This is a genomic window from Phyllobacterium phragmitis, from assembly GCF_002980495.1.
GTDB classification, from domain to species: Bacteria; Pseudomonadota; Alphaproteobacteria; order Rhizobiales; family Rhizobiaceae; genus Paramesorhizobium; species Paramesorhizobium phragmitis.
On record NZ_PVBR01000025.1, the window covers coordinates 1 to 24,990 of the forward strand.

Genomic DNA, 24,990 nt, shown 5'->3' on the forward strand with positions numbered 1-24,990 from the left:
CCTGCCGTCCGGGGTTCTTTCTGCCCGTGCGGGTCCTGTCGCGGCTGTTTCGACGGGTGTTCATCGAAGGGCTGCTGGCGTTGCATCGCGCACGCGATCTGGTCTTCTTCGGTGATCTGGCCGGGCTCGCAGAGGCGGATGCTTTCGCTGCCTGGCTTGCCCCCTTGCGTAAATCCGAATGGGTCATCTACGCCAAGCCCCCCTTCGGCGGCCCCGAGGCCGTGCTGGCCTATCTCAGCCGCTACACGCATCGCGTGGCCATCTCCAACAACCGCCTGATCAGCGCCGATGCCGAGATGGTCACCTTCCGCTGGAAGGATTACCGGATCAAGAATCGAGACCGTCAAAAGGTCATGCGGCTGGCCACCGGCGAGTTCATCCGCCGCTTCCTGATCCATGTGCTGCCCGATGGTTTTCACCGCATCCGTCATTACGGATTTCTAGCCAGCGCAGGCCGCAAGGCCGCAATCGCAAAAATCCGCACAGTGCTCACTACGGAAACGGCCAAAGAGAATGATCCGCCAAGTGCCGCGATCGTACCGCTCACGCTGCGCGAGCCATGCCCAGCCTGCGGCCGCCCGATGCGCATCATCGAGATCTTCCGACGCGGCCAGAAGCCGAGATCCCGTGCCACACCAAGGGAGCAGGCAGCATGACGAGGCAGCCGTCACAACAGCCAAAGCTGACCCGGAAAGACACGTCGCTCCGGGATGGCATCGGTTTGCGCCACATAACGCTGAACACCGCAAGACCGTCGAACGCGACAGGAAGAAGGCCGTCAGACCTGCTTTCGAACATGTCATCGCACGCCCTCAGATCGGCCCGTTTGCTTCTGCCGCCAGCATCGAACTCCACAACAGACGTCCGCACCCGCGCGCTTTCCCCATAGGTCCCGCCCAGACCCCCGCGGCTTCCTCCTTCCAAGGTTTGTCAACGCGGGCCGCCAACGCCAGCGGCGACGTCGCGCTAAGGCCCGCATCGAAAAACCTTCAGGGTAGCGGACTGGCAGCTATTCAGCCTCCAGTGGCAGCTTGGCGCCAGAAGCGGACCTCAAGGTCTGGACACCAACACTGATCGTTTCAAGGCATGAGCGGTGGCCTGAACCAGGCCGGGTTGCTGTTCACGGCTTGACATAGAGTATGCACCGGAATACATATGCATTTTGATGCAACAAATTATTTTCCAAATGTTGGCCGACCCATCGCGGTTTCGTATCGTCGAGGCGTTGGCCGGCGGCGAACAGGCCGTGGGTGACTTGGTTCGTGCCGTGGATATCGACCAGTCTGGTGTTTCGCGGCACCTGCGGATACTGGGCGAGGCTGGTTTCGTCACGATGAGGCCAGATGGAGCGCGGCGCCTCTATTCGCTTCGACCCGAGCCGTTCCAGGCAATCGACGACTGGGTCCGCAGCTATGGCAAGCTTTGGGAGGGTCGGCTTGATCGCTTCGACGCCGCCCTGGCGCGACGGCAGGAGTTGCGGCAACCCGAGGGGAAGAAGTGATAGGGCAAGCCAGCGGGCCGGGTGTGGATACAATAAGTTTCGATCGGGTCTACGACGCGCCGGTCGAGGACGTTTGGGCGCTGTGGACCACCAAGGAGGGGCTTGAGGAGTGGTTTGCACCCGAAGGAATGCGCTTCGAGGTGTCGACCCTTGATCTGCGGGTTGGTGGCGCCTTCGATCACGTGATGACCGCGGTAGGCGCAGAGCAGGTCGCATATCTGGCGAACCTTGAGAGACCGCGGTCGGTGCGGGTAAGCGGTCGGTTTCTGGAGATTGAGCGCCACCGTAGGCTGCGCATTCGCTTCGAAATGGACTTTGTCCCCGGCGTCGAGCCGTATCCCTACGACATGTTGGTCGAAATCCACGCAGAGGCCGGGCAGGTCCGAATGGTCCTGACGGCTGATCGTCATCCCGATCCCGAAATGACCCGCGGCGCCATTATCGGGTTCACCAGCCAGCTGCAACGCTTCGACCGGGCCGTCGCGGCACGGTTGACAAAGGAGCAACAACCGTGATGCGATCCCTTCTTTATTCCATCAACGTGACGCTCGACGGGTGCGTCCACCACAACGCCATCCCGTCGGACGAAGCACTGCAGCAGGAGCAACTGCGTGCAACACATCGCCACGCCACCGAGAGCCTCGACCGTGCCGATGCCTTGCTCTTTGGTCGCGTCACCTACGGAATGATGGAAGGGGCGTGGCGTCTGGCAACGCGGACTTCGACGCCACCTGATTGGACAGAGCCTTTCGCCCGCACCATCGACGCGATGAAGAAGTACGTCGTTTCGAGCACGCTCGACCGGGTCGAGTGGAACTCGGAGTTGGTGCGTGGAGATCTGGGCGAGGCCGTCCGGGCGCTCAAGCAGCAACCGGGCAAGGCGCTGCTCACCGGCGGCGTGCAGCTCCCGTTGGCACTTGCGGAGCTGGGCCTGATCGATGAGTACGAGTTCGTGATGCAGCCCAGAATTGCCGGTCATGGGCCCACCTTGTTCGCCGGTCTCTCCAGGTATGTCGAGTTGAAGCTCGTCGACCGTAAGGAGCTCAGCTCAGGCGCTGTGGCGCTGCGCTACGAGCCGAGACGGGGCGCGTGAAACCGCAACCTCAATCTGGCATCGACGTCAGCGACCGAATGTCGGCTTAGGCCAGAAGCGGTCATCGCTGGAACGAAGCGTCGATGGCCGAAATGGGGTCGAAAGTAGTGATTCACGAAATTCAAGTTGAGGGCACTCCCTGGTTGAAACAGGCGCCGAGCGACGGCGCTTTACGCGCCGCCCTCTCACTCTCTTAAGACGCAACCACATAATGACGCTGCCAAACCTGGAGAGGCCACAAGATTCCTGTGCCTTGTTCGGTCCGCGCGTCGTGGTCATACACGTTTAGCCACAGCGGAGCGTTTGCCGCGCCGCGCAACCGCAGATCCTTTCTGCCCAATCTCTATGTCACCAAGACTGCGCAGATGCAGCACAGGCCGGGATGGCAGCTTCACCGTGAGCTCCAATTCGCCACCGATGGCTTCGACATAGCCGCGCAAGGTGGACAAATACATATCCGCCTGCTTCTCAATCTTGGAGACGGACGGCTGCTTGATGTTGAGGGCCGTGGCGATGTCCTCCTGTGCCTTGCCGGCGATCTGGCGCAATTCCCGCAAGCTTTCGACTTCCTGCTTCAGTTCCTGGTAGCGTGCCTCGATCTCCGCTTGGCGTTCGAGTGGCAACTCAGCGATAAAATCATTCAGGGTTCGGGCCATTTCAGATCTCCCTGTTTCCTGATTTCAGGCTCTCCACATGCTCGGAGAACCGGAAATCCGCTTTGGCGATCAGCTGCCTGTAGAAGCGCTTCTGGCTCCCACCTGACTTATCGCCTGCTACCAGTACGATTGCCCGCCTCTCAGGATCGAATGCGAAGGCTGCTCGCCATTCGCCATCGGCCGCTTCAAAACGCAGCTCCTTCATATTGGCGTGCTTCGAACCCTTGAGTGTATCGACGTGTGGGCGACCAAGCTGCGGCCCGAAATCGGCGACCAGCTTGGCGACGACCACTAAGGCGTCCTGAACGGATGGTTCAAAGGTCCGAAGCTCATCCTCGAAGGCGGCATGCAAAATGACTTCCCAAGTCATATAGCCTCCAAGCTATGTTCGGTCAAGAGGAAAGACGCGCGGCGCCTCAGGCGAGGCTGCCGTAGATCGACGGCAGCTTGCAGCCCAGGCGTCGAGGTCGTCCACCGCGTAGCGGACCCACTTGCCGAACTTGTAGTAAGCGGGGCCGCCACCACGGGAGCGGTAGCATTCGAGCGTGTGGGCAGACAGCGCGAGATATCGCGCTGCGGCTTCAGTATCAACGAAGCGGATTGGACCGGCATCCTCAACGAACTGGGCACGGCGCAGGATGTCATGCGTCGGCCAGCGGCGTTGGGTTTTCGCTTTCTCACGCATGGCTCTCCTCCTTCGCTCCGGCTCGTTTGCTGTCGGGAGGCACGGCCCGATTCTCGCCGCTGCGGTGACGGAAGGGCCGGTAGTTTCCGAGACGTGTTCGCGAGGTATATTTCCCGTCCTCGTAGCCTAGTGGTTTGCCATTCTGGCCGAGCGCCGCAGGCGCAGGCTCGATCGGCATTTCCGGAGGGGGTGCGGGCGGCAGATGCTCCATGCCGATGACGCTCATCCGGCGCTGCGTCACCGTTTCCGCTGCCGCCCGGATCGGATCATCTTCGACATGGACGTAGCGCATAAACATCGTCACCGTCTTGTGGGCGGTGAGCGCCATGCCAACCTTCACCGGCACACCGGAGTTGGCGATGTCGGTTGCAACACGATGGCGGATGCCGTGCGTGCCTACATGGGGGAGTCCGGCACGCTTCAGGATGCGCTTCCAGCCCTCATAGTAGGTGAAGGAGGGCATCGGCTTCTTCGGGTCGAAGACCGAGGGACAGACGAAGGGCGAATTTTCCAGCAGCGGCGCGTTCTCGAACAGGCGCAGCGCCTCGGCACTCATCGGCTTCGACATGCCGCCGGTCTTGCTGTCTGGCCAGACGACCCGACGACTGTCGAAATCGACCCAGGACCATTCAAGCTCGATGATCTCGGACATCCGCGCGGCGAATTCGAACTGGAGGCGAATCGCCAGAATGATGAAGGGATGTTCCAGCCCCTCTGCTTCGGCGCGGGCGAGATACTCGAAGAGTTTGCGCATTTCCGCGTCGGTGATGAGACGGGTCTTGCCGCGCTCGGGATATTTCGGAACATGGCGGCAGGGATTGGAGCCGTCAGGCCGCATCCCCCAAACCTCTGCCATATTGAACATCTTTCGAACGACCGAGAGGGCGCGGTTCGCGCTTATCGGCGACTTTGACATCCTTTTCATCAGCCTCGCTATGTCCGCACGCGTCACCTCCGGCACCTTCATGTGTCCAAGCACGGGGAGGATGTGGCACTTGCCGAGGCCTCGGTTCGACTTGACCGTCGAAGGTTTGTTCTGGCTTTCGGAATAGTCCGTGATGAAGCGGTCGAAGAGTTCCTCGACCGTCGAGGCCTGACGCATCGCCATCCGTTCGGCGCTGGGATCGGCACCGCGCCGCACCTCGGCGAGCCAGTCCTGAGCGATCCCTCGCGCCTGTTCGACGGTGATCTCTCCGTAACGGCCAATCGCCGGCTTCCGGCGCTGGCCAATGTTGGAGACATAGGCAATCATGAAGACTTTCCGCCCAGTCGGCGTAACCTTTACAAGAAAGCCGGGTATGATCGTATCGCGGAGTTCGTAATCGCGTTCCTGTGGGGTTGCGGCGTCAACCGCAGTTTTGGTGAGCTTGATTTTGGCCATTCCTAACCTCCGTTGAGGCTGGATTTCAGGCGCAAAATAGGTGCACCTGGAAAGCCAGCCGTGGCGTATGTCCGGTTAGGTATGGATTGGATCGATAGCCGAAAAAAGCAAGCACTGACAGACGGTTATCGGGAAATCGGATACCCCCGGATACACAAAGGATAGGCGATTTTGGCCAGCTTAAAATCCCTCGGCCTTAGGCCATGCGGGTTCGATCCCCGCCGTCCGCACCATCTTCCCTGGCCCCGTCTTCTCTGGCCCCGTCTTCTCTGGCCTATGCCCAACTCTGCCGCCAGCGGTTCAATCGCGAGACGAAAAGCTTCAGCCGTGCAGCTTGATGGTGATCTCGGCGAGCCGCCTGCCCTGGAATTTCGCGCCCTCCAGCTCCTGCTTCGAGGGAAAGCGTGAGCCGTCGCTATTGGTGGTCGTGGTCATGCCATAGGGCGCGCCGCCGCGCACCACATCATTGCCCATCTGGTCCTGGTAAGCATAAGACAAGGGCACGATGATCATGCCGTGATGCTGCAGCGCCAGTTGCGCGGAAGCCAGCGCCATCTCCGCGCCGCCATGCTGCGTCGCCGTCGAGGCCATCACGGTCGCAGCCTTGTCGATGAGCTTGCCCTCGGCCCAGAGCGGCCCCGTCTGGTCGAGGAAATTCTTCATCTGCGCCGCCATCATGCCGTATCGCGTCGACAGGCCGAAGACAAATCCGTCATAATCCGCCAGTTCCAGCGGCGTGGCCACAGGCGCCTCCTGGTCGAGCTTGTAGCCCGCCTTTTTCGCCACCTCTTCTGGCACGATCTCGGGCACGCGCTTGATCGTCACATCCGCGCCCGCCTCGCGTGCCCCTTCGGCTGCGGCTTTCGCCATCGCTTCCATATGGCCCCAGGATGAATAATAAAGAACCAGAACTTTCGCCATTTCAGTCTCCATTTCGGATGAATCGTCACGGCGGATCGTTCCGCCAGCTGCTCCGTCTGCCGACCCGGCGCTTCTTATTTGATCACATTGGGCAGAAATGGAACCGTTCCGATAGGCGACGCACTGTTCACAGTCCGGGGTGTGCTTGCACATTCCCAGGGTGTGTCCCCACACATCCCCGGGGTGTTACACATCCCCAGGGTGTGTCTACACATCCCCGGCAACGGCAGCATCACGGGCTTGCCGTCCCGCCCCCACGGGATTAATTGCTAGACAGATAGCTCAACGGAGAAAAGCTTCATGTCGGACGGACAATTGGAAAAGCCAACGGAAAAGCCAACGGAAAAGCTTGTAACGGCGGCGATGCTGGCCATCGGCGATGAACTCCTGTCGGGGCGCACCAAGGACAGGAATATCGGCCATCTCGCCGATATCATGACCGCCATCGGCGTCGATCTCAAAGAAGTCCGCATCGTCCCCGACGAGGAGGACCGCATCGTCGAGGCGCTGAATGCGCTGCGCGGCGCCCATGATTATGTCTTCACCTCCGGCGGCATCGGCCCGACCCATGACGACATCACCGCCGACGCGGTCGCCAAGGCGTTCGGCGTGCCTTGCGAGCATGACGAAAAGGCGCTGCAGCTTCTGGCCGCCAATTATGCCGGACGCGGCATCGAATTCACCGAATCACGCAAGCGCATGGCGCGCATGCCGCGCGGCTCGACCCATATCGACAATCCCATCTCCGTCGCGCCAGGCTTCGCCATCGGCAATGTCTATGTCATGGCCGGCGTTCCCTCGATCTTCCAGGCCATGCTCGATAATGTCGTGCCGACGCTGCGCACCGGCCAAAAGCTCCTGTCGCGCACGGTGACATGCCCCTTCGGCGAAGGCGTGATCGGCGCGCCGCTTGGCGCTATCCAGGAAGCCCACCCCGACACCATCATCGGCTCCTACCCCCGTTATGAGGAAGGGAAATTTTCGACCGAACTGGTCGTGCGCGGCCGCGACGAGGAAAAGCTCGCGGCAGCAACCGCCGCCGTGGAGGCCATGGTCGAGCGGCTCAAGGCGCAGCAGGCTGCTTGAAATTCCGAAAACTCCAAGAAAAAGCCGAGCATTTTCCATCCGGGTTTGCGCTGGAACAAGACCGGTTTCGAAGAGAAAGGGGATATTATCCAAGCAGCAATGGAATGCACAGTGCCATAGGCCCATGGCGGATATAATGATATCCCTGCCTGTGGATGGATCACGCAGGAACTGACAGGAGGCTCGATATGGCATACCGGACCCTCATTGCATACGTGCGCAGCACGGCCGAATTGAAGCGGATCACCGCCACTGCGGCGCTGGTCGCGGCGAAGACCGACCGGGCGCATATCATCGGCATCTATGCGACCCCCTCTCCCGTCGTCTATGCCGACCCGAACGGCTTCGTCGATGCGACGGTGTTCGAGGCGCATGAGGCGCGCCACAAGGAGAATGCGGCGAAACTCAAGGGCCTGTTCAATGCCGAGATGGCGCAGCAGGATCTGCCGCATGAGTTCCGTATCGTGCGCTCGGATACCGGCGCCGGCGCCGACGGCATCCTGCAAAGCGCATTCCGCGCCGATCTCATCATCGCCGGCCAGCCCGATCCCGACGATCCGGATTCGTCGAGCGACACGACCGATGCGCTCATCTTCGACAGCGGGCGTCCGGTTATTCTCGTGCCCTATGCCTTTTCCGCACCGTCGGATATTTCGAAGATCGTCGTCGCCTTCAACGGCAAGCGTGAGGCCGCCCGCGCCGCCTTTGACGCCCTGCCCTTGCTCATCGCCGCCAAATCCGTCGAAATCGTCTGGGTCGACCCGCCGGAAACGAGCGAACAGGAGAGCGAAATGGCCGGCACGGCCCTTGCCGAGGCGCTTGACCGTCATGGCGTCAAGGTCGCCATCAAGCATTTGGCCTCGCAGGGGCTTTCAGCCCAGGAGACGATCCGCCAGCACATATTGGCCAATGGGATCGATCTTCTCGTCATGGGCGCCTATAGCCATTCGCGGCTGCGCGAACTGGTCTTCGGCGGCGTGACCAGGGCGATCCTCACCGACATGCCGGGGCTGACGCTGCTTTCGCGCTAGTGGTTTGTTTCTAACATCTGTGTCCGATGAAATTGGACGCAAATGTGCAAAAGAAACAAACAAAACAAAAAGTTATCTAGAGAAGTTCACTTTCAGGCGGAAACGATGCGTTCAGGCATTCCTCAATCTTGACGGTGGTAAACACCCTATTCCAACCGTAGCAACAGCGGCATCGCTGAGGCATGGATTCCTGTGACAAGCACAGGAATGACGGAAATAAAACGTCTTCGCCTCTATAAGCAACCGTTCTGCGGCGGAAACGCCTGCAATTGACCGCCAATAACCAAACCGCCGTCATTCCTGTGCTTGTCACAGGAATCCATGCCTCGTCATCTCCACAGTTCCGGCGGTGCAGAACACTTAGATTGTGTTGAGGTTTGTCGCTTGAGCGCTGAGCGGACTTCGCATAGAGGAGCCGGCATCGCAGACACATCCCTCATCTCGACACTATTCGAGCAGCGGACGCTTGCCACCGTCGGATTTTTCCGGTTAACACCACGCACCCCAGCGGTTTTCCGCAATACAGCGCCGTGCGCCCTTCCCGGCGCACAAGGATGCTGTAGATGATCTAGCAAGTTTGCGTCTGGAGCGCGTCGATGTCCATGCCCGATAAAGCCTTCCCCGTTTCCTGGGACCAGTTTCACCGTGACGCGCGCGCGCTCGCATGGCGTATCGCCGGAATGCAGCACGAATGGCGCGCCATGGTCGCCATCACGCGTGGAGGGCTGGTGCCGGCCGCCATTATCTGCCGGGAATTGGGCATCCGTCTCATCGAGACCGTCTGCATCGCCTCCTATCATGACTATACCGAACAGGGGAAACTTCAGATCCTGAAAGGCGTCGGCGCAAGCCTTCTGGAAAATGAAGGGGAAGGCGTTCTGATCGTCGACGACCTCACCGATACCGGCAAGACCGCCGCCATGGTGCGCGAGATGATGCCGAGGGCACATTTCGCCACCGTCTACGCCAAGCCGCTCGGCCGTCCGATGGTCGATACCTTCATCACCGAGGTTTCGCAGGACACCTGGATCTATTTCCCCTGGGACATGGGCTTCAGCTATCAGGAGCCTATTTCAAAAGGGCATCGTGGCTAAGCATCCGCAAACGGTTTTTTAAACAAAAACCTGTGCAGATTGCCGCAAAGTCAAGATTTTTCGGCGAATTCTTGGCATTTTCCCCATTCCCGCGTTGTTATTTTAACGAATCGACCCATCTTGTGAAGGGATGTTTGGGAAAGAACTGCTGTGAAACTGAACCTGGCTCATATCGTTGCTACCGATAAGCGGATGGAAACCTCATCTGGCCGTTTGCGCCAGGTTGCGGCCCTCGTCTATCGTTATCACGACGGCAGGCTGGAAGTGCTGCTGATCACCAGCCGGCGCACGGGCCGCTGGGTTCTTCCCAAGGGCTGGCCGCAGGTCGGCAGAACGCTTTCGCAGGCAGCGCTTCGCGAGGCATATGAGGAAGCGGGCGTGCGCGGCGCCGTCGCCACCCGGCCTCTCGGCAGCTACGCCTACGAAAAGACCGACCTTCCGCCTGAGGCCAACAGCGCCTTTACGGTCGATGTTTTTTCCGTCCGCTTCTCGCATCAGGAAAAGAAATTCCCCGAACGCGGCGAGCGGGAGGACGAATGGGTGACACCTGAAGAAGCCGCCGAGCGGGTCGATGAACCCGAGCTCAAATCCATCCTGCGCACATTCGGTGCTGCACAGAACATGGCCGCCGAATAGGCCGGTATCGTCTTCTCCCTGCAGCGCCTTGCACCCTTGATGTGAATTTCACACCGAAGCAATGACGGATCCTTCCACGCCACGACAACGGCACAGAATGATCCAAAACTCGGTGTTTCCATGCTGGAATCAGGCCGTATAGCGCTGGAGATCGGCCACCACCACATTGCGCCCGCCCTGTTTGGCGAGATCGAGGTTGCGGTCTGCCTGGCTCATCAGGACTTCGATGCTTTGTCCAGGCTTATGGACGGCAAGCCCGATCGAAACCGACAGCTGAAGCCCCTTGATCCCCAGTTCCGGCGATGCTTGCGAAACCTGTGCCCGCAGCCTTTCCGCGATGATCACCGCCTGCTTGAGGTTCGCTCCTTCCAGAAATACCCCGAACTCCTGTCCGGCGAGCCGTCCCATCAGGTCGCTTGCCCGTGAATTCTGGCGGATACAGTCCCCGATCAGACCAATGGCGGCATCCCCAACCCCATGGCCGAAACGGTCGTTGATGACCTTGAAATGATCGGCGTCGATATAGGCGAAGACACCGACACTGCGCTCGGCATCCTTCATGAAGGCCGCAAGGCGCTGCATGAAGGCGCTGCGATTGAGAAGGCCGCTCATCCCGTCGCTTTGCAGCAACTCCGACATGGTGGCGTTCGCCACGGTCAGCCGCTCGCGCAAAATCATGCCGTAGATGATGGCAGGGAGCGAAACCGCCGCGGTGATCAGGCCGGAAATGAGAAATTCGAACCGCAATCGCTGTGCGCCCATCGGCGCGTAGTAGAGATAGACGAGCAACTCCACCCCGGCGAGGATGCAGGCGAACCAGATGATGACGTTCTTGGCGATCTCACCCGCTCTCAGCTTCATTTCCATGCGCATGTTCCAGCCATTGCGGACATGCATATTTGAAAATACTTAAAAACATGTTCAGGCAGGAAATAGCCAGAGCCGATGCGGGCCGAACCTCTCCTTCAAACCTCCGATTTCCGGCAAATGCGGGCTCTCTATAATAGCAAGTCATGGCTGTTGCCGACCGTCCTTTCTCCCCGTTATCCACATAACCGACACACAAGATGTTGAGGTCATAAATTTGAAACAAACCAACCCTTGACGCTTTGGTCCGAGTCACATTTTATGATCTTATCGTTTTGTTTGTGGCGTGGCCGGGCGTTTGAGCGCCGGCTTTTCATCCGATATCAGAGCCTGTTTTGACGGAATATGCGTGTACCCGCACGCAAATTGCGGTCAGGTTTTTTTGTGCCGGATTTGTGGGGACAGCGATATGCGAGGATCGCTGACCCAAAAAGCGGGAATGATGCGTTAACACAACATTTAGTGTTTGCATCGATAATTAGCACCAGATAATGTGAGAATCCCGTTTGCGGGATCATAATCATCAGGTGTCAGCAGATGGACCCACGCGGCTCCCCGAAGAAGGTCTCGAGAGACCGGAGGGCGGCCGCGGTAAGGGAGAGCCGGTTTCGAAACGCGAAGCCGGATACGGCGGACATGCGGCCGGCCCGTGTCAGGGATACAAAAGACGCGGGAAGTCGCTATATAATACAAGATATGGATGGCCCCAATGAAGATCGAACGTCGTTTCACGAAGGACAATCAGTCGGCCTATGCGGATATCGCATTCCGTAAGGCGACGAGCGAGATCAAGAATCCCGACGGTTCCGTGGTGTTCCGCCTGGAGGGTATCGACGTGCCGACCCAGTTCAGCCAGGTCGCGGCCGACATTCTGGCGCAGAAATATTTCCGCAAGGCCGGCGTGCCCGCAAGGCTGAAGAAGGTCGAGGAAAACGCGGTGCCGTCATGGCTGTGGCGTTCGGTTGCCGATGAGGAGGCGCTCTCCGCCCTCCCCGAATCCGAGCGCTACGGTTCGGAAATGGATGCAAGGCAGGTCTTCGACCGGCTGGCCGGCACCTGGACCTATTGGGGCTGGAAGGGCGGCTATTTCGATTCCGAGGAAGACGCCCGCGCCTTCATGGACGAGCTCTGCTACATGCTCGCCACCCAGCGCGTCGCGCCGAATTCGCCGCAATGGTTCAATACCGGCCTGCATTGGGCCTATGGCATCGATGGTCCGGGCCAGGGCCATTTCTATGTCGACTGGCAGACCGGCAAGCTGACCAAGTCCAAATCGGCCTATGAGCATCCGCAGCCGCATGCCTGCTTCATCCAGTCCGTCGGCGACGACCTCGTCAATGAGGGCGGCATCATGGATCTGTGGGTGCGCGAGGCGCGCCTGTTCAAATACGGCTCCGGCACAGGCTCCAATTTCTCCTATCTGCGCGGCGAAGGCGAAAAGCTTTCCGGCGGCGGCAAATCGTCGGGCCTGATGTCCTTCCTCAAGATCGGCGACCGCGCGGCGGGCGCCATCAAGTCGGGCGGCACCACGCGCCGCGCCGCCAAGATGGTCGTGGTCGACATCGACCATCCCGACATCGAGGAATATATCGACTGGAAGGTGAAGGAAGAGCAGAAGGTCGCAGCCCTCGTCACCGGCTCGAAGATCGTCAAGCAGCATCTGGCCGCCATCATGAAGGCCTGCGTCAACTGCGAAGCCGACAATGGCGATTGCTATGAACCGGCGAAGAACCCGGCGCTGAAGCGCGAGATCAAGGCAGCCAAGAAGAACCAGGTCCCGGAAAACTACGTCAAGCGCGTCATCCAGTTCGCCAGGCAGGGCTATACCGATATCCAGTTCAAGACCTACGACACGGATTGGGATTCGGAAGCCTATCTCACCGTTTCCGGCCAGAATTCGAACAATTCCGTCTCGCTGAAGGATGAATTCCTGCGCGCCGTCGAAAATGACGGCAACTGGAACCTGACCGCCCGCAAGGACGGCAGGGTTCTCAAGACGTTGAAGGCGCGCGATCTCTGGGAGAAGATCGGCTATGCCGCCTGGGCGTCCGCCGATCCGGGCCTGCATTTCAACACGACGATGAACGACTGGCACACCTGCCCCGCCGCCGGCCCGATCCGCGCATCGAACCCGTGCTCGGAATACATGTTCCTCGACGATACGGCCTGCAATCTCGCCTCGATCAACCTCCTGACCTATCGCGGCAAGGACGGCAAGTTCGACGTCGAGGCCTATGAGCACACCGTCCGCCTGTGGACCATCGTTCTCGAAGTCTCGGTGATGATGGCGCAGTTCCCGTCGAAGGAAATCGCCAAGCTCTCCTATGAATACCGCACGCTGGGCCTCGGCTACGCCAATATCGGCGGCCTGCTCATGACCTCCGGCATCCCCTATGATTCCGATGAAGGCCGCGCCATCGGCGGTTCGCTGACGGCGATCATGACCGGCATTTCCTATGCCACCTCGGCCGAAATGGCCAATGAGCTCGGCACCTTCCCCGGCTATAAGCCGAACGAAGCCAACATGCTGCGCGTCATCCGCAACCATCGCCGCGCCGCCCATGGCGAAGGCCAGGGCTATGAGGGGCTCGCCGTCAATCCCGTTCCCCTGAAGGCCGGGGATTGCCCCGATCAGACGCTGATCGAACATGCGAAAGCTGCCTGGGACAAGGCGCTGGAGCTCGGCCAGAAGCACGGCTACCGCAATGCCCAGACGACCGTCATCGCGCCCACCGGCACGATCGGCCTGGTGATGGATTGCGACACCACCGGCATCGAGCCCGATTTCGCCCTGGTGAAGTTCAAGAAGCTTGCCGGCGGCGGCTATTTCAAGATCATCAACCGCGCCGTGCCGGAGGCCCTGCGCACGCTCGGCTACACTGAAAGCCAGATCGCCGAGATCGAGGCCTATGCCGTCGGCCACGGCAATCTCAACCAGGCGCCGGCGGTCAATCCCGGCTCGCTCAAGGCCAAAGGCTTCACCGATGAGAAGATCGAGGCGCTGAACGGCGCGCTGAAATCCGCCTTCGACATCAAATTCGTCTTCAACCAGTGGACGCTCGGCGCCGACTGGCTGAAGGAAACCTTCGGCTTCACCCAGGAACAGCTCGACGATTTCTCCTTCGAGCTTCTGCCGGCCCTCGGTTTTGCGAAGAAGGACATCGAAGCCGCCAATATCCATGTCTGCGGCGCCATGACCCTCGAGGCTGCCCCCTTCCTGAAGGAAGAGCACTACCCGGTCTTCGATTGCGCCAATCCGTGCGGCAAGGTCGGCAAGCGCTATCTCTCGGTCGAAAGCCATATCCGCATGATGGCGGCCGCCCAGCCCTTCATCTCCGGCGCGATCTCCAAGACGATCAACATGCCGAACGAAGCCACCGTCGAGGATTGCAAGAGCGCCTACATGCTGTCCTGGAAGCTGGCGCTCAAGGCCAATGCGCTTTACCGCGACGGCTCCAAGCTCTCGCAGCCGCTCAATTCCTCCCTCATCGCCGATGATGAGGATGACGAGGACGATGCGATCGAGACGCTGATCGAATCGCCGGCGTCCGCCCGTGCGGTGCAGATCACCGAGAAGATCGTCGAAAGAATCGTCGAGAAGGTGGTGCGCGAGCGCGAGAAGCTGCCCAATCGCCGCCAGGGCTATACCCAGAAGGCCGTGGTCGGCGGTCATAAAGTCTACGTCCATACCGGCGAATTCGGCGACGGCCGCCTCGGCGAGATCTTCATCGACATGCACAAGGAAGGAGCAGCCTTCCGTGCGATGATGAACAATTTCGCCATCGCGATTTCGATTGGGCTGCAATATGGCGTGCCGCTGGAGGAATATGTGGAGGCCTTCACCTTCACCAAGTTCGAGCCCGCCGGCATCGTCCAGGGCAATGACGCGATCAAGAACGCCACGTCGATCCTCGACTATGTGTTCCGCGAGCTCGCCGTTTCCTATCTCGGCCGTCACGATCTCGCCCATGTCGACACCAGCGATTTCTCCAATACCGCACTCGGCAAGGGCATTCAGGAAGGCAAGACCAATCTGCTTTCGACCGGCTGGACACGCGGCTACAAGCCGACGCTGGTTTCGGGCAGCTCCGAGCCCAAGGGGTCGGCAGCCGCCTCCCCGGCGAAGGCTTCCCCTCCGAAAGCCTCTAATGTGACGGCGCTGAAATCAGCTCCCGCAGCAAGTGCCGCGCCCGGCAACCGCCCGGCCATCGGTCTTGTGACCGACGGCGCCACCGCCTTCAAACGCGATTATGAGGAACGCCCGGCGGGCTTTGCCGAAGACGGTCCCGAAGACGCGACGGCGCTCTTCTCCGACCAGGCCGCTGCCGAGGCGGCGAGTGCCAAGACCGATGCCCAGAATGAGGCCAAGAAGATCGAGGCCGACCGTCGGATGAAATCGATGATGCAGGGCTATACCGGCGACAGCTGCTCGGAGTGCCAGAATTTCACCATGGTGCGCAACGGCACCTGCCTGAAATGCGACACCTGCGGCGCGACCAGCGGCTGCAGCTGAATATCTATTGTCTGTGTGCGGAGGGCAGCTGGTCTGTCCTCCCGTAGCCTAAAACGTATGGTTTTTATGCATTAAGCCGGGCCATGCTGAGCGCATCGACATAGCAGCCGGCTCTGAATGCGAAGGCCCGGTTTATGCCCTCCCGCTGAAACCCGAACCTCTCGTAAAGACGAATCGCTGGCTCGTTGTCGACATAAACGGTGAGCTCAAGGCGCTTGAGTGCCAGCCAATTGTCGGCTGCGTCAACGAGCGCCCCCAGCAGAGCCGTTCCAATCCCCTCGCCCCGGTGATCATCATGGACGCCCATGCCGATTCCAGCGCAGTGAGAACGGCGCCCCCTGTGCCGGTTGAGACCTGCATGCCCGACGAGGCGGCCTTCGAGCACCGCGACGATGTTGAGTGTATCCGCGCTTTGATTTTCCAACCATTTCCGGGTTCCTTCGATGGTTTGGAACGGCAACCGCAAGGTACCCGCTCGAAATCCGGGTAGATTGACAAGCGCAGCCAGGGCTTCGCAGTCCTCGACACGCGTTGCGCGTATGGTAAGGCCACCAGCGCCCGCATTGGGCCGGATGTTTCGGTTCGAAGGATCACTATCGGATGTCATTTTCGCTCTCCAGTTTAACCAGGGAGAGCGGGGATCCCTGAACCCCTGCTCGACCTTGGCAGGGTACACAGGGCTCAAGAAGCGTGACTAATGCAACGCCGACCCTGCTCCCCCATCCAGGAGCATGGTTGCAACAGTCATCATTGAAGTCGTCGCTATCATGGAATGCATTATAGCATTGAAGAACGTTACGACAATCACTCTTGGAAGCTGAGGCCGCAACCAGCGATAACAGCGCTATTCTTCCCAACAGTGCATTTCTTCTCGACGTACCCGTTCAAGATGGGCATTCTTATGGAATATCCGTCCGTTCCGTCGATTCCGTACGGGCAATCTCCGGAAATGCACCGCCAGATCTCGATTTCATCAAGACCGGCCAATTCTTGGAGCTTTTCATGTCGACAAGCCTTATGATCGCCACCCTGCTTTCTAACCGAGTGGAAGGGCAATCGGCATGTTCGGCCTGACGGCGCTGGAACTGGCGCGTATCCAGTTCGGTTTCACCATCTCGTTCCACATCATCTTCCCGGCGATCACCATCGGGCTTGCCAGCTATCTCGTCGTCCTCGAAGGCTTGTGGCTCTGGAAGCGCGACAGCGTCTATCGCGATCTCTACCATTTCTGGATAAAGGTCTTCGCCATCAACTTCGCCATGGGCGTCGTCTCCGGCCTGGTCATGGCCTATCAGTTCGGCACCAATTGGAGTTATTTCTCGTCGTTTGCCGGCGGCATCACCGGTCCCCTGCTCGCCTATGAGGTGTTGACCGCGTTTTTCCTCGAGGCGGGCTTTCTCGGCGTCATGCTGTTCGGCTGGAACAAGGTCGGCCCGGGCCTGCACTGGTTCGCCACGATCATGGTGGCAGGCGGAACATTGATCTCCGCCTTCTGGATCCTGGCTTCCAACAGTTGGATGCAGACGCCGCAGGGTTTCGAGATCATCGACGGAAGGGTGGTTCCCGTCGACTGGCTGGCCGTCATCTTCAATCCGTCGTTCCCTTTCAGGCTGGCGCATATGACGGTCGCCGCCTATCTCGCCACCGCGCTTTTCGTCGGCGCCTCCGGCGCGTGGCATCTCTTGCGCGGCGACAATACGCGGGCGACCCGCACCATGCTGTCGATGGCCATGTGGATGGTCGCCATCGTCGCGCCCATCCAGATCGCCATCGGCGACGCCCATGGGCTGAATACGCTGAAGCACCAGCCGGCCAAGATCGCCGCGGTGGAAGGCCATTGGGAGAACAAGCCGGGCGAATCCCTCCCGCTCATCCTGTTCGGCCTGCCCGACATGGAGGCCGAGACGACCCGCTATGCCGTGCAGATCCCCGATATCGGCAGCCTCATCCTCACGCATCAATGGGGCGGCACGATCCCCGGCCTGAAGGAATTCGCCAAGGAGGACCGGCCGAATGCGACCATCGTGTTCTGGACCTTCCGCATCATGGTCGGGCTTGGATTTCTCATGCTCCTCCTCGGCCTCACCAGCCTTTGGCTGCGGTATAGGGGGAGATTGTATAAGTCGAAGCCGTTCCTGCGTTTCGCGCTCGCCATGGGGCCTGCTGGCCTCATCGCGATCCTGGCGGGATGGTACACCACCGAAATCGGACGCCAGCCCTGGGTGGTCTACGGCGTCATGCGCACCAAGGATGCCGTCTCCGACCATTCGGCGCTGGCCATGTCCACCACGCTCGGCCTGTTCATCGTGATGTATTTCGTCGTCTTCGGAACGGGCGTCAGCTACATGCTGAAGCTGGTGGCGAAAGGCCCCGACAAATTCGAGGATGCCAGGGAACATGGGCAGACGGAGCGGGCGGCGCGGCCGCTCTCCGCCGTCCCCGACAATATCGATCCGGCTCCTGGAAAACGTGAGGATTAAATATCATGGGTATCGATCTTCCGCTGATCTGGGCCATCATCATCGCCTTCGGCCTGATGATGTACGTCATCATGGACGGTTTCGATCTCGGGATCGGCATCATCTTTCCCTTCGTGCGTGACCGCACAGACCGCGACACGATGGTCAATACCGTGGCGCCCGTATGGGACGGCAACGAAACATGGCTCGCCATGGGCGGCGCGGGCCTGCTGGCAGCGTTTCCGCTGGCCTATTCGGTTGTCCTCAGCGCGCTTTACCTGCCGCTGGTGACGATGCTCGCCGGCCTGATCTGGCGAGGCGTCGCCTTCGAGTTCCGCTTCAAATCGGATGAATCCCACAAGCCGTTCTGGGACAAGGCCTTTGCCTGGGGTTCCTATATCGCGACCTTCTCGCAAGGCATGATCCTCGGATCCTTCATCAACGGCTTTACGGTCGTCGACGGCGGCTATCACGAAGGTGCGCTCGCCTGGATAACCCCGTTCAGCATCTTCACCGGTGCCGCCCTCGTCGTCGCCTATGCGCTTCTCGGCTGCACCTGGCTGATCATGAAGACCGAGGGAGCGCTGCAGCAGCAGATGCGGGCATTCGCATGGCCCGGCACGCTCGCCCTGCTCATCATGATCGGCATCGTCAGCATATGGACGCCGCTCATCCACCCCGGCGTCGCCGCCCGCTGGTTCTCCCTGCCCAACATGTTCTACTTCGCGCCCGTCCCCGTGCTGGTGCTGGTCGTGGCGTACCTGATGCTCCGCGTGCTGCGCGGCGAGCCGCACGCCTCACCCTTCGTGTTGACGCTGCTGCTGCTGTTCCTCGGCTATACCGGCCTTGCCATCAGCCTCTGGCCGAACATCATCCCGCCCTCGATCTCCATCTGGGATGCCGCCGGTCCGCCGCAAAGCCTGGGCTTCGCCCTGGTGGGCGCACTGTTCATCATCCCCTTCATTCTCGCCTACACCGCGTGGTCCTATTATGTCTTCCGCGGCAAGGTCAAAGCCGGCGAGGGTTATCACTGATGCCGGAAAGCCCGACCGCAAAATTCCTGTGGTTGCGCCGCGTCGGTTGGCTGGTGCTCATATGGGGGCTAAGCGTGGCGGCGCTCGCCGTGGTGGCCGGGCTGTTCCGCATGTTCATGGGCCTCGCCGGCCTGACCCTGTGATATCAGAAGGAGGAAAGGTTGGATCGCGATTATACGGCAGTGCTGGTGCGCATCACCGGAAGGGTCCAGGGCGTGAGCTTCCGCGTTTGGACACGTGCCGAGGCCATCAAACTCGGCCTGACCGGCTGGGTGCGCAATGAGGATGACGGCTCGGTGAAAGCCCTGATCGCCGGGCCGGAAGCGGCGGTTTCGACGATGCTGGACCGGCTCCGGCAGGGACCGCCGGGCGCATCCGTTTCCAGCGTCGTCACCGAGAAGGCCGATCCCGGCGAGATGCCCCAGACCTTCAGCATCACCGGATGAACTATGTTGAGATTGAGGATGTGTCAGCGCTACCAGCGTTTCTGCCAATTGCAGACGCTGGTAATTGGCAAGAGACCTATGCGGGCATTATCTCCCTCCCTTGCGGGGGAGAAAGCGATTTCAACATCTTAGCTGGAGCGAAGCGGAGGCTAAGTGTTAGAAATCGCAAGAGAGGGGACGTCCTTTGCCCCGCCCCTTGACCTTCCCACGATAGGAAACCTTATCTTGCTCGAGACGAAGCAAACGGAAGGGATAAATCATGGCTCACGGTCATAATCATGGGCACGGGCAAGATCACAAGCATCACGATCATGGGCACGAAATGGCCGCGCACCCGGATCAGCCGCTAGCCCGCGATCCCGTCTGCGGGATGAGTGTCGATCCGACCGCGGGAAAGCCGACCGCCGAATATGAAGGTAATATCTTTCATTTCTGCTCCGCCGGCTGCCAGAAGAAATTCGAGGCGGATCCGGCGCGTTACGCAAGCGGCGAACCAAGGCCGCAGGAGCCCGCCAAGCCGGGCGCCCTCTACACCTGCCCCATGCACCCGGAGATCGTCCAGGACAAGCCCGGCTCCTGCCCGATCTGCGGCATGGCGCTCGAGCCCATGGGCGTTCCCTCGGGTGACGAGGGTCCGAACCCTGAGTTGATCGATTTCACCCGCCGTCTATGGGTGAGCGCCGTCTGTTCCATCCCGCTTCTCGTTTTGACCATGGGTCCGATGTTCGGCCTGCCCGTCCGCGCCTGGATCGGCGAGCGCCCGACGGCCTGGCTGGAACTCATCCTGGCCACACCCGTCGTGCTATGGGCCGCCCTGCCCTTCTTCAAGCGCGGCTGGGATTCGATCGTCAACCGCAGCCCGAACATGTGGACGCTGATATCGATCGGCGTTGGAACCGCCTATGGCTATAGCGTCGTGGCCACGCTCTTCCCCGATATGTTCCCGCATTCCTTCCGCGGACATGCCGGCTCGGTTCCCGTCTATTTCGAGGCGGCGGCGGTCATCGTCGCGCTCATCTTCCTCGGACAGGTCTTGGAACTCAAGGCGCGCGAACGCACGGGCTCGGCGATCCGCGCATTGCTCGACCTGGCGCCGAAGACCGCGCGCCGCATCGCCGAAGACGGATCGGAAACCGATGTCCCGCTCGATGAGGTGCAGACGGGCGATCGTCTCCGTGTCCGTCCGGGGGACGCCGTTCCCGTCGATGGCATCGTGCTCGAAGGCCGCACGTCGATCGATGAATCGATGATCACGGGCGAACCCGTCCCGGTCGAGAAGGTGGAAGGCGATCACGTCACCGGCGGTACGCTCAACAAGAATGGCTCCCTCATCATCCGCACCGAAAAGATCGGCGCCGAAACCATGCTGGCGCAGATCGTCGAGATGGTGGCCAAGGCGCAGCGTTCACGCGCCCCCATCCAGGGACTGGCCGACGCCGTCGCATTTTATTTCGTGCCGACGGTCGTGCTCGTCGCCATCGTCGCCTTCATCGTCTGGGCGATATTCGGACCCGCACCCAGCATGATCTATGCGATCGTCTCTGCTGTCTCGGTGCTGATCATCGCCTGCCCCTGCGCCCTTGGCCTTGCGACGCCGATGTCGGTGATGACCGCCACCGGACGCGGGGCGCAGGCAGGCGTTCTCACCAAGGACGCCGAGGCGCTGGAACGTTTCGCCAAGGTCGACACCATCATCATCGACAAGACGGGCACGCTGACCGAAGGCCGGCCAAAGCTCACCGATGTCATTGCAGCACCCGGTTTTAAGGAAGATGAACTGCTTTCGCTCGCGGCCAGCCTCGAACGGGGATCGGAACATCCGCTGGCCGAAGCAATCGTCGAGGGCGCCAGCGCGCGTCGGCTCAAGCTGCAGGACACAAAAGATTTCGATGCAATCACCGGCAAGGGTGTCCGCGGTCAGATCTCCGGCAAGGCGGTAGCGCTCGGCAACGCGGCGATGATGCAGCAACTCGGCCTCGACGCGGCCTCCTTCAAGGGGCAGGCCGACGCACTGCGCTCGGCCGGAAAGACGGCGATGTACGTCGCCGTCGATGGCAAGATCGCCGGTCTCGTCGCCGTCGCCGATCCGATCAAGGAAAGTGCTGCGGCGGCAATCAGCCAGTTGCACGCGCGCGGCCTGAAGATCATCATGGCGACCGGCGACGAGGAACGCACGGCAAGGGCCGTCGCGGCGAAGCTCGACATCGATGAGGTCCGCGCCGGCGTCCTGCCGGAAGGCAAGAAGGCGCTCGTCGACCAATTGCAGGCAAAGGGCGCGAAGGTTGCGATGGCCGGTGACGGCGTCAACGATGCTCCGGCTCTGGCGGCAGCCTATGTCGGTATCGCCATGGGAACCGGCGCCGATGTCGCCATGCAAAGCGCCGGGATCACGCTGGTCAAGGGCGATCTCAATGGCATCGTCCGTGCCCGCCATCTGGCGGAAGCGACGATCCGCAACATCAAGCAGAACCTGTTCTTCGCCTTTATCTACAATGTGCTGGGCATACCCATCGCGGCAGGCGTGCTTTACCCCATCTTCGGCACCCTGCTCTCGCCGATGATCGCGGCGGCAGCCATGAGCTTGTCATCCGTATCGGTGATCGCCAACGCCCTGCGCCTCCGTACCCTGAAGCTCTAGATGTGAGCGGTTCATTTTTGAATAGAACCACTGGCAGGACAGAGGGGGGCGCCTCGCAATTCCATCAAAACAGGAACCACTCTAAAAACGCCTGAACACACCGTTTCTGCCTGAAAGCACACTATCTAATGCAAGCGCATTCACGTCGGGTGCGATGCGGCCGACAGCAAGATGTTTCGCCCGCCCGGCGCGCGAATGAGGCCGCAGGCGGCTTTCGGCAGTGCCAGCCCCATCGCCTGCACAAGCGCTGCGGCAACGGAATTGCTGTTCCTGCGAAGCAGCGAATAGCGCAGTCCCGAACGCTCGATCGCCAGTGCGGCCGCGAGCGCCGCGGACCAGCGCTCCTCGGTTTCTTGCGCGCCTCCCTGAAATAGCAGGGAGGCGTACGAGGCCGGGCGAATGGTGAACTCCGGAAAGTAGAGCGGATCGCGCCTGGAGTAATTGGTTTCGACCACCGCCAATGATCCGTAGAGCGCCTGGTAATTATAAGTGCCGTCAGCTTTGCGGGCGCCGCCATTGAGTTCACGCAAGGGCTCTCCCGCCTCGTCCACGAGCGCGAGAAAATTATGGAATGGAACGCCCGCGAAAAAGCGGATCGGCCACGAACCAAAAACGATCTTCAACCCTTACGGCCTCCTCATGAAGGTCATAGCTTGCCATATATCAATCTCTGTCATCAAGCTTGGTTGCAGCAGGACACGTGGTAAGATGCGGTGAAGACAAGTCCCGCCTCTCCGCCCCGTTGGTGCTTCTTTGATGCGGCTTTCTTTGCGGTGAGCCGGGTGATATCCCTCGATTTGGGGGACGAGTCGCATCCCGTTGGGATGGCTCGCGAATTGTTAAAGATGTGCAAAACCATTTCAGTGAATTACAAATTGGTGAGTTGCAAGCGTATGGGCCAGACTGACAGCTTTCCGGCACCTGAAGTTTCCCTTCCGGTATTTTAACCGGAACAACGGAACCAGACAGCTTTGGCCAAATATCCTTGGATCACGTGCTTTCAGCCGGAGTGAAGACAGCCTCATGACAGCCCAGCAGACACTGGCAGTTGCAGTCATTACACTGATGATGGCCGCGTTCATCTGGGGACGCTTCCGTTATGACATCGTGGCGGCATGTTCTCTTCTCGTCGCCGTCGCGGTCGGGGTGGTGCCCTTCGACGCGGCGTTCAAGGGGTTCAGCGATGAGATCGTGATCATCGTCGCAAGCGCGCTCATCGTCAGCGCCGGCGTTGCGAGATCCGGATTGATGGAAACGGTGGTCCAGCGGCTGACGCCGGGATTGACCTCTGTCAGGGGGCAACTGGCCGTCCTGGTCATCACCGTCACCGTGCTCGCGGCATTCGTCAAGAATATCGGCGCGCTGGCGATCATGATCCCCATCGCCTTTCAGTTCGCCAAGCGCTCGAATGTCTCGCCATCCACATTCCTGATGCCGATGGCGTTCGGTTCGCTGCTCGGCGGCCTGATGACCCAGATCGGAACCTCGCCCAACATCGTCGTCTCGCGTATTCGCGGCGAGATGACCGGGCACAGCTTCACCATGTTCGATTTCACGCCGGTCGGCGCGACGCTAGCCGCCGTCGGTGTCGTTTTCCTGATATTGTTCTACTGGCTCGTTCCGGTCAGGACCCGCGAAACGGCTTCCATGGACGAAGCCATCGAGATCAACAATTACGTATCCGAGGCGACGGTGTCGAAGGATTCCTCGGCTCTCGGCAAGACCGTGGCCCATCTCGTCAAATCCGCCGAAGGCGATGCGATGGTGACCTCGATCGTGCGCGGCGACCGCCACATGCCGCCGCTTCCCGACGCCGTTCTGCGGGAAAACGACATTCTCCTCATCGAAGGCGATCCGAAAGCCCTCGACCAGATCATCACTCAGGGGAAACTGGTCCTTTCCGCCCAGCGCAAACCTTCGGCCGACGAGCGCTCGGCCGATCTCGACGCCATCGAGGCGGTCGTCGTCGACGGCTCGCCGCTCATCGGCCTCTCGGCCAGGCAATTGGCGCTGTTTGACAGATATGACGTCAATCTTCTGGCGGTCAGCCGCCAGGGCGAGCGCATCAAGGAGCGGCTTGGCGAAATCGTCTTCCGCCTCGGCGATATCATCGTGCTTCAGGGCAAGGATTCGAACCTGCCGAACATTCTGCGCGAGTTCGGCTGCCTTCCGCTGGCCAAGCGCCCGATCCTGCTCGGCAGTTTCCGCCGCGGGCTGATCCCGCTCATCATTCTCATCCTCGCCATGGGCACGACGTCGCTGGGAATGCTGCCGGTCCCCATCGCCTTCTTTGCGGCAGCCGTCGCCATGGTGCTTTTCCGGACAATCCCCGTCCGCGACGTCTATGGCGCAGTCAATGGTCCCATTCTCGTCATGCTCGCCACCCTCATTCCCGTCAGCGATGCGCTGCGGACGACGGGAGCCAGCGACGTCATCGCAAACTGGCTGACCGTCTTCGGCCACCAATTGCCCCCTTATGGCGCGCTTGGCCTTATCCTCATCACAGCCATGGCGGTCACGCCTTTCCTCAACAATGCCGCGACGGTTCTGGTCATGGCGCCGATCGCCACCAGTTTCGCCACCGGCCTCGGCTTCAGGCCGGAAGCTTTCCTGATGGCTGTCGCGATCGGCGCAGGTTGCGATTTTCTCACACCCATCGGCCATCAGTGCAACACGCTGGTCATGGGTCCCGGCGGCTATAAATTCAGCGACTATCCGCGCCTCGGCCTGCCCTTGTCGATCATCATCGTACTGACGGCAATTCCGGCGCTGATTTATTTCTGGCCGCTGCACTGACGATCTTTACCAATCGTTAAGCATAAGCCGAATTTCAGTAGCGAAAACAAACAATTAATATCGAATTTTACGCATTTCCGGCGCATTTTGCCTAAATGAAAGCTGACGCCCCGTTAAGGGCGGACAGTCTTTCCGGCACGCGCAGACAGCCGT

Annotated in this window: 23 protein-coding genes; 15 read left to right on the top strand and 8 right to left on the bottom strand. The window is 60.3% G+C overall.

Features of this window, described 5'->3' with window-relative positions:
• The 4 genes from C5748_RS23305 to C5748_RS23320 all read left to right on the top strand — a co-directional run.
• On the top strand, positions 1 to 656 hold a 656-nt coding region (locus C5748_RS23305; protein ID WP_199194881.1), incomplete at its 5' end, for an IS91 family transposase.
• A 509-nt stretch (positions 657 to 1,165) separates the two neighbouring features.
• A complete protein-coding gene (locus C5748_RS23310; protein WP_105744824.1) occupies positions 1,166 to 1,501 on the top strand; it encodes an ArsR/SmtB family transcription factor in 336 nt (111 codons plus the stop codon).
• Positions 1,498 to 2,016 carry an SRPBCC family protein gene (locus C5748_RS23315; protein WP_245581942.1) on the top strand — a complete coding sequence of 173 codons (519 nt, stop codon included), beginning with the start codon at positions 1,498 to 1,500 and terminating at the stop codon, positions 2,014 to 2,016. Before C5748_RS23310 ends, C5748_RS23315 begins: the two co-directional genes overlap by 4 nt.
• Positions 2,016 to 2,594 (top strand): dihydrofolate reductase family protein, encoded by a 579-nt coding sequence (locus C5748_RS23320; protein WP_105744826.1) that lies wholly within the window; start codon positions 2,016 to 2,018, stop codon positions 2,592 to 2,594. Before C5748_RS23315 ends, C5748_RS23320 begins: the two co-directional genes overlap by 1 nt.
• Before the next feature lie 275 nt (positions 2,595 to 2,869).
• Here C5748_RS23320 and C5748_RS23325 read toward each other — a convergent pair whose 3' ends face one another.
• From C5748_RS23325 to wrbA, 5 genes are all read right to left on the bottom strand, one after another.
• Entirely contained in the window at positions 2,870 to 3,250 is a 381-nt protein-coding gene (locus tag C5748_RS23325; protein ID WP_105744828.1) for an XRE family transcriptional regulator, read from the bottom strand.
• 1 nt (position 3,251) lies between these two features.
• A complete protein-coding gene (locus C5748_RS23330; RefSeq protein WP_105744829.1) occupies positions 3,252 to 3,620 on the bottom strand; it encodes a type II toxin-antitoxin system RelE/ParE family toxin in 369 nt (122 codons plus the stop codon).
• A gap of 12 nt (positions 3,621 to 3,632) precedes the next feature.
• Positions 3,633 to 3,935, bottom strand: a complete 303-nt coding sequence (locus C5748_RS23335) for a helix-turn-helix domain-containing protein (protein WP_105744831.1) — start codon at positions 3,933 to 3,935, stop codon at positions 3,633 to 3,635.
• Entirely contained in the window at positions 3,928 to 5,316 is a 1,389-nt protein-coding gene (locus C5748_RS23340; RefSeq protein ID WP_105744833.1) for a tyrosine-type recombinase/integrase, read from the bottom strand. Before C5748_RS23340 ends, C5748_RS23335 begins: the two co-directional genes overlap by 8 nt.
• Positions 5,317 to 5,637: 321 nt before the next feature.
• A complete protein-coding gene (gene wrbA, locus C5748_RS23345; RefSeq protein WP_105744835.1) occupies positions 5,638 to 6,237 on the bottom strand; it encodes an NAD(P)H:quinone oxidoreductase in 600 nt (199 codons plus the stop codon).
• A gap of 300 nt (positions 6,238 to 6,537) precedes the next feature.
• Between wrbA and C5748_RS23350 the strand changes: the two genes are divergently transcribed.
• From C5748_RS23350 to C5748_RS23365, 4 genes are all read left to right on the top strand, one after another.
• On the top strand, positions 6,538 to 7,323 hold the full coding sequence (locus C5748_RS23350) for a competence/damage-inducible protein A (RefSeq protein WP_245581943.1): 786 nt from the start codon (positions 6,538 to 6,540) through the stop codon (positions 7,321 to 7,323).
• A gap of 188 nt (positions 7,324 to 7,511) precedes the next feature.
• The gene (locus tag C5748_RS23355; RefSeq protein ID WP_105744836.1) at positions 7,512 to 8,354 is read left to right on the top strand and encodes a universal stress protein; all 843 of its coding nucleotides are present in this window, start codon (positions 7,512 to 7,514) and stop codon (positions 8,352 to 8,354) included.
• Positions 8,355 to 8,950: 596 nt separating this feature from the next.
• Entirely contained in the window at positions 8,951 to 9,448 is a 498-nt protein-coding gene (gene gpt / locus C5748_RS23360) for a xanthine phosphoribosyltransferase (RefSeq protein WP_105744838.1), read from the top strand.
• 150 nt (positions 9,449 to 9,598) lie between these two features.
• Positions 9,599 to 10,084 carry an NUDIX hydrolase gene (locus C5748_RS23365; RefSeq protein WP_425350294.1) on the top strand — a complete coding sequence of 162 codons (486 nt, stop codon included), beginning with the start codon at positions 9,599 to 9,601 and terminating at the stop codon, positions 10,082 to 10,084.
• A 129-nt stretch (positions 10,085 to 10,213) separates the two neighbouring features.
• On the opposite strand, the gene C5748_RS23370 is transcribed toward C5748_RS23365, so the two are convergent.
• Complete coding sequence (locus C5748_RS23370) at positions 10,214 to 10,951, bottom strand: GGDEF domain-containing protein (RefSeq protein ID WP_158259919.1); 738 nt, start codon at positions 10,949 to 10,951, stop codon at positions 10,214 to 10,216.
• Positions 10,952 to 11,660: 709 nt separating this feature from the next.
• Here C5748_RS23370 and C5748_RS23375 point away from each other — a divergent pair.
• Complete coding sequence (locus C5748_RS23375; protein ID WP_105744842.1) at positions 11,661 to 15,464, top strand: vitamin B12-dependent ribonucleotide reductase; 3,804 nt, start codon at positions 11,661 to 11,663, stop codon at positions 15,462 to 15,464.
• A gap of 64 nt (positions 15,465 to 15,528) precedes the next feature.
• Here the strand turns inward: C5748_RS23375 and C5748_RS23380 are convergent, their stop codons facing one another.
• Entirely contained in the window at positions 15,529 to 16,071 is a 543-nt protein-coding gene (locus tag C5748_RS23380) for a GNAT family N-acetyltransferase (RefSeq protein WP_105744844.1), read from the bottom strand.
• Between the two features lie 454 nt (positions 16,072 to 16,525).
• Between C5748_RS23380 and C5748_RS23390 the strand changes: the two genes are divergently transcribed.
• The 5 genes from C5748_RS23390 (at position 16,526) to C5748_RS23410 (ending at position 22,041) form a co-directional block, all read left to right on the top strand.
• On the top strand, positions 16,526 to 17,944 hold the full coding sequence (locus tag C5748_RS23390) for a cytochrome ubiquinol oxidase subunit I (protein ID WP_105744848.1): 1,419 nt from the start codon (positions 16,526 to 16,528) through the stop codon (positions 17,942 to 17,944).
• Between the two features lie 5 nt (positions 17,945 to 17,949).
• The gene (gene cydB / locus C5748_RS23395) at positions 17,950 to 18,957 is read left to right on the top strand and encodes a cytochrome d ubiquinol oxidase subunit II (protein WP_105744850.1); all 1,008 of its coding nucleotides are present in this window, start codon (positions 17,950 to 17,952) and stop codon (positions 18,955 to 18,957) included.
• Entirely contained in the window at positions 18,957 to 19,100 is a 144-nt protein-coding gene (locus C5748_RS23400; RefSeq protein WP_105744852.1) for a DUF2474 domain-containing protein, read from the top strand. Before cydB ends, C5748_RS23400 begins: the two co-directional genes overlap by 1 nt.
• A gap of 18 nt (positions 19,101 to 19,118) precedes the next feature.
• Complete coding sequence (locus C5748_RS23405) at positions 19,119 to 19,403, top strand: acylphosphatase (RefSeq protein WP_105744854.1); 285 nt, start codon at positions 19,119 to 19,121, stop codon at positions 19,401 to 19,403.
• 259 nt (positions 19,404 to 19,662) lie between these two features.
• A complete protein-coding gene (locus tag C5748_RS23410) occupies positions 19,663 to 22,041 on the top strand; it encodes a heavy metal translocating P-type ATPase (protein WP_105744856.1) in 2,379 nt (792 codons plus the stop codon).
• A 140-nt stretch (positions 22,042 to 22,181) separates the two neighbouring features.
• On the opposite strand, the gene C5748_RS23415 is transcribed toward C5748_RS23410, so the two are convergent.
• Positions 22,182 to 22,664 (bottom strand): hypothetical protein, encoded by a 483-nt coding sequence (locus tag C5748_RS23415; RefSeq protein WP_105744858.1) that lies wholly within the window; start codon positions 22,662 to 22,664, stop codon positions 22,182 to 22,184.
• A 400-nt stretch (positions 22,665 to 23,064) separates the two neighbouring features.
• Between C5748_RS23415 and C5748_RS23420 the strand changes: the two genes are divergently transcribed.
• Positions 23,065 to 24,837 (top strand): SLC13 family permease, encoded by a 1,773-nt coding sequence (locus tag C5748_RS23420; RefSeq protein WP_105744860.1) that lies wholly within the window; start codon positions 23,065 to 23,067, stop codon positions 24,835 to 24,837.
• Positions 24,838 to 24,990 lie beyond the last annotated feature (153 nt).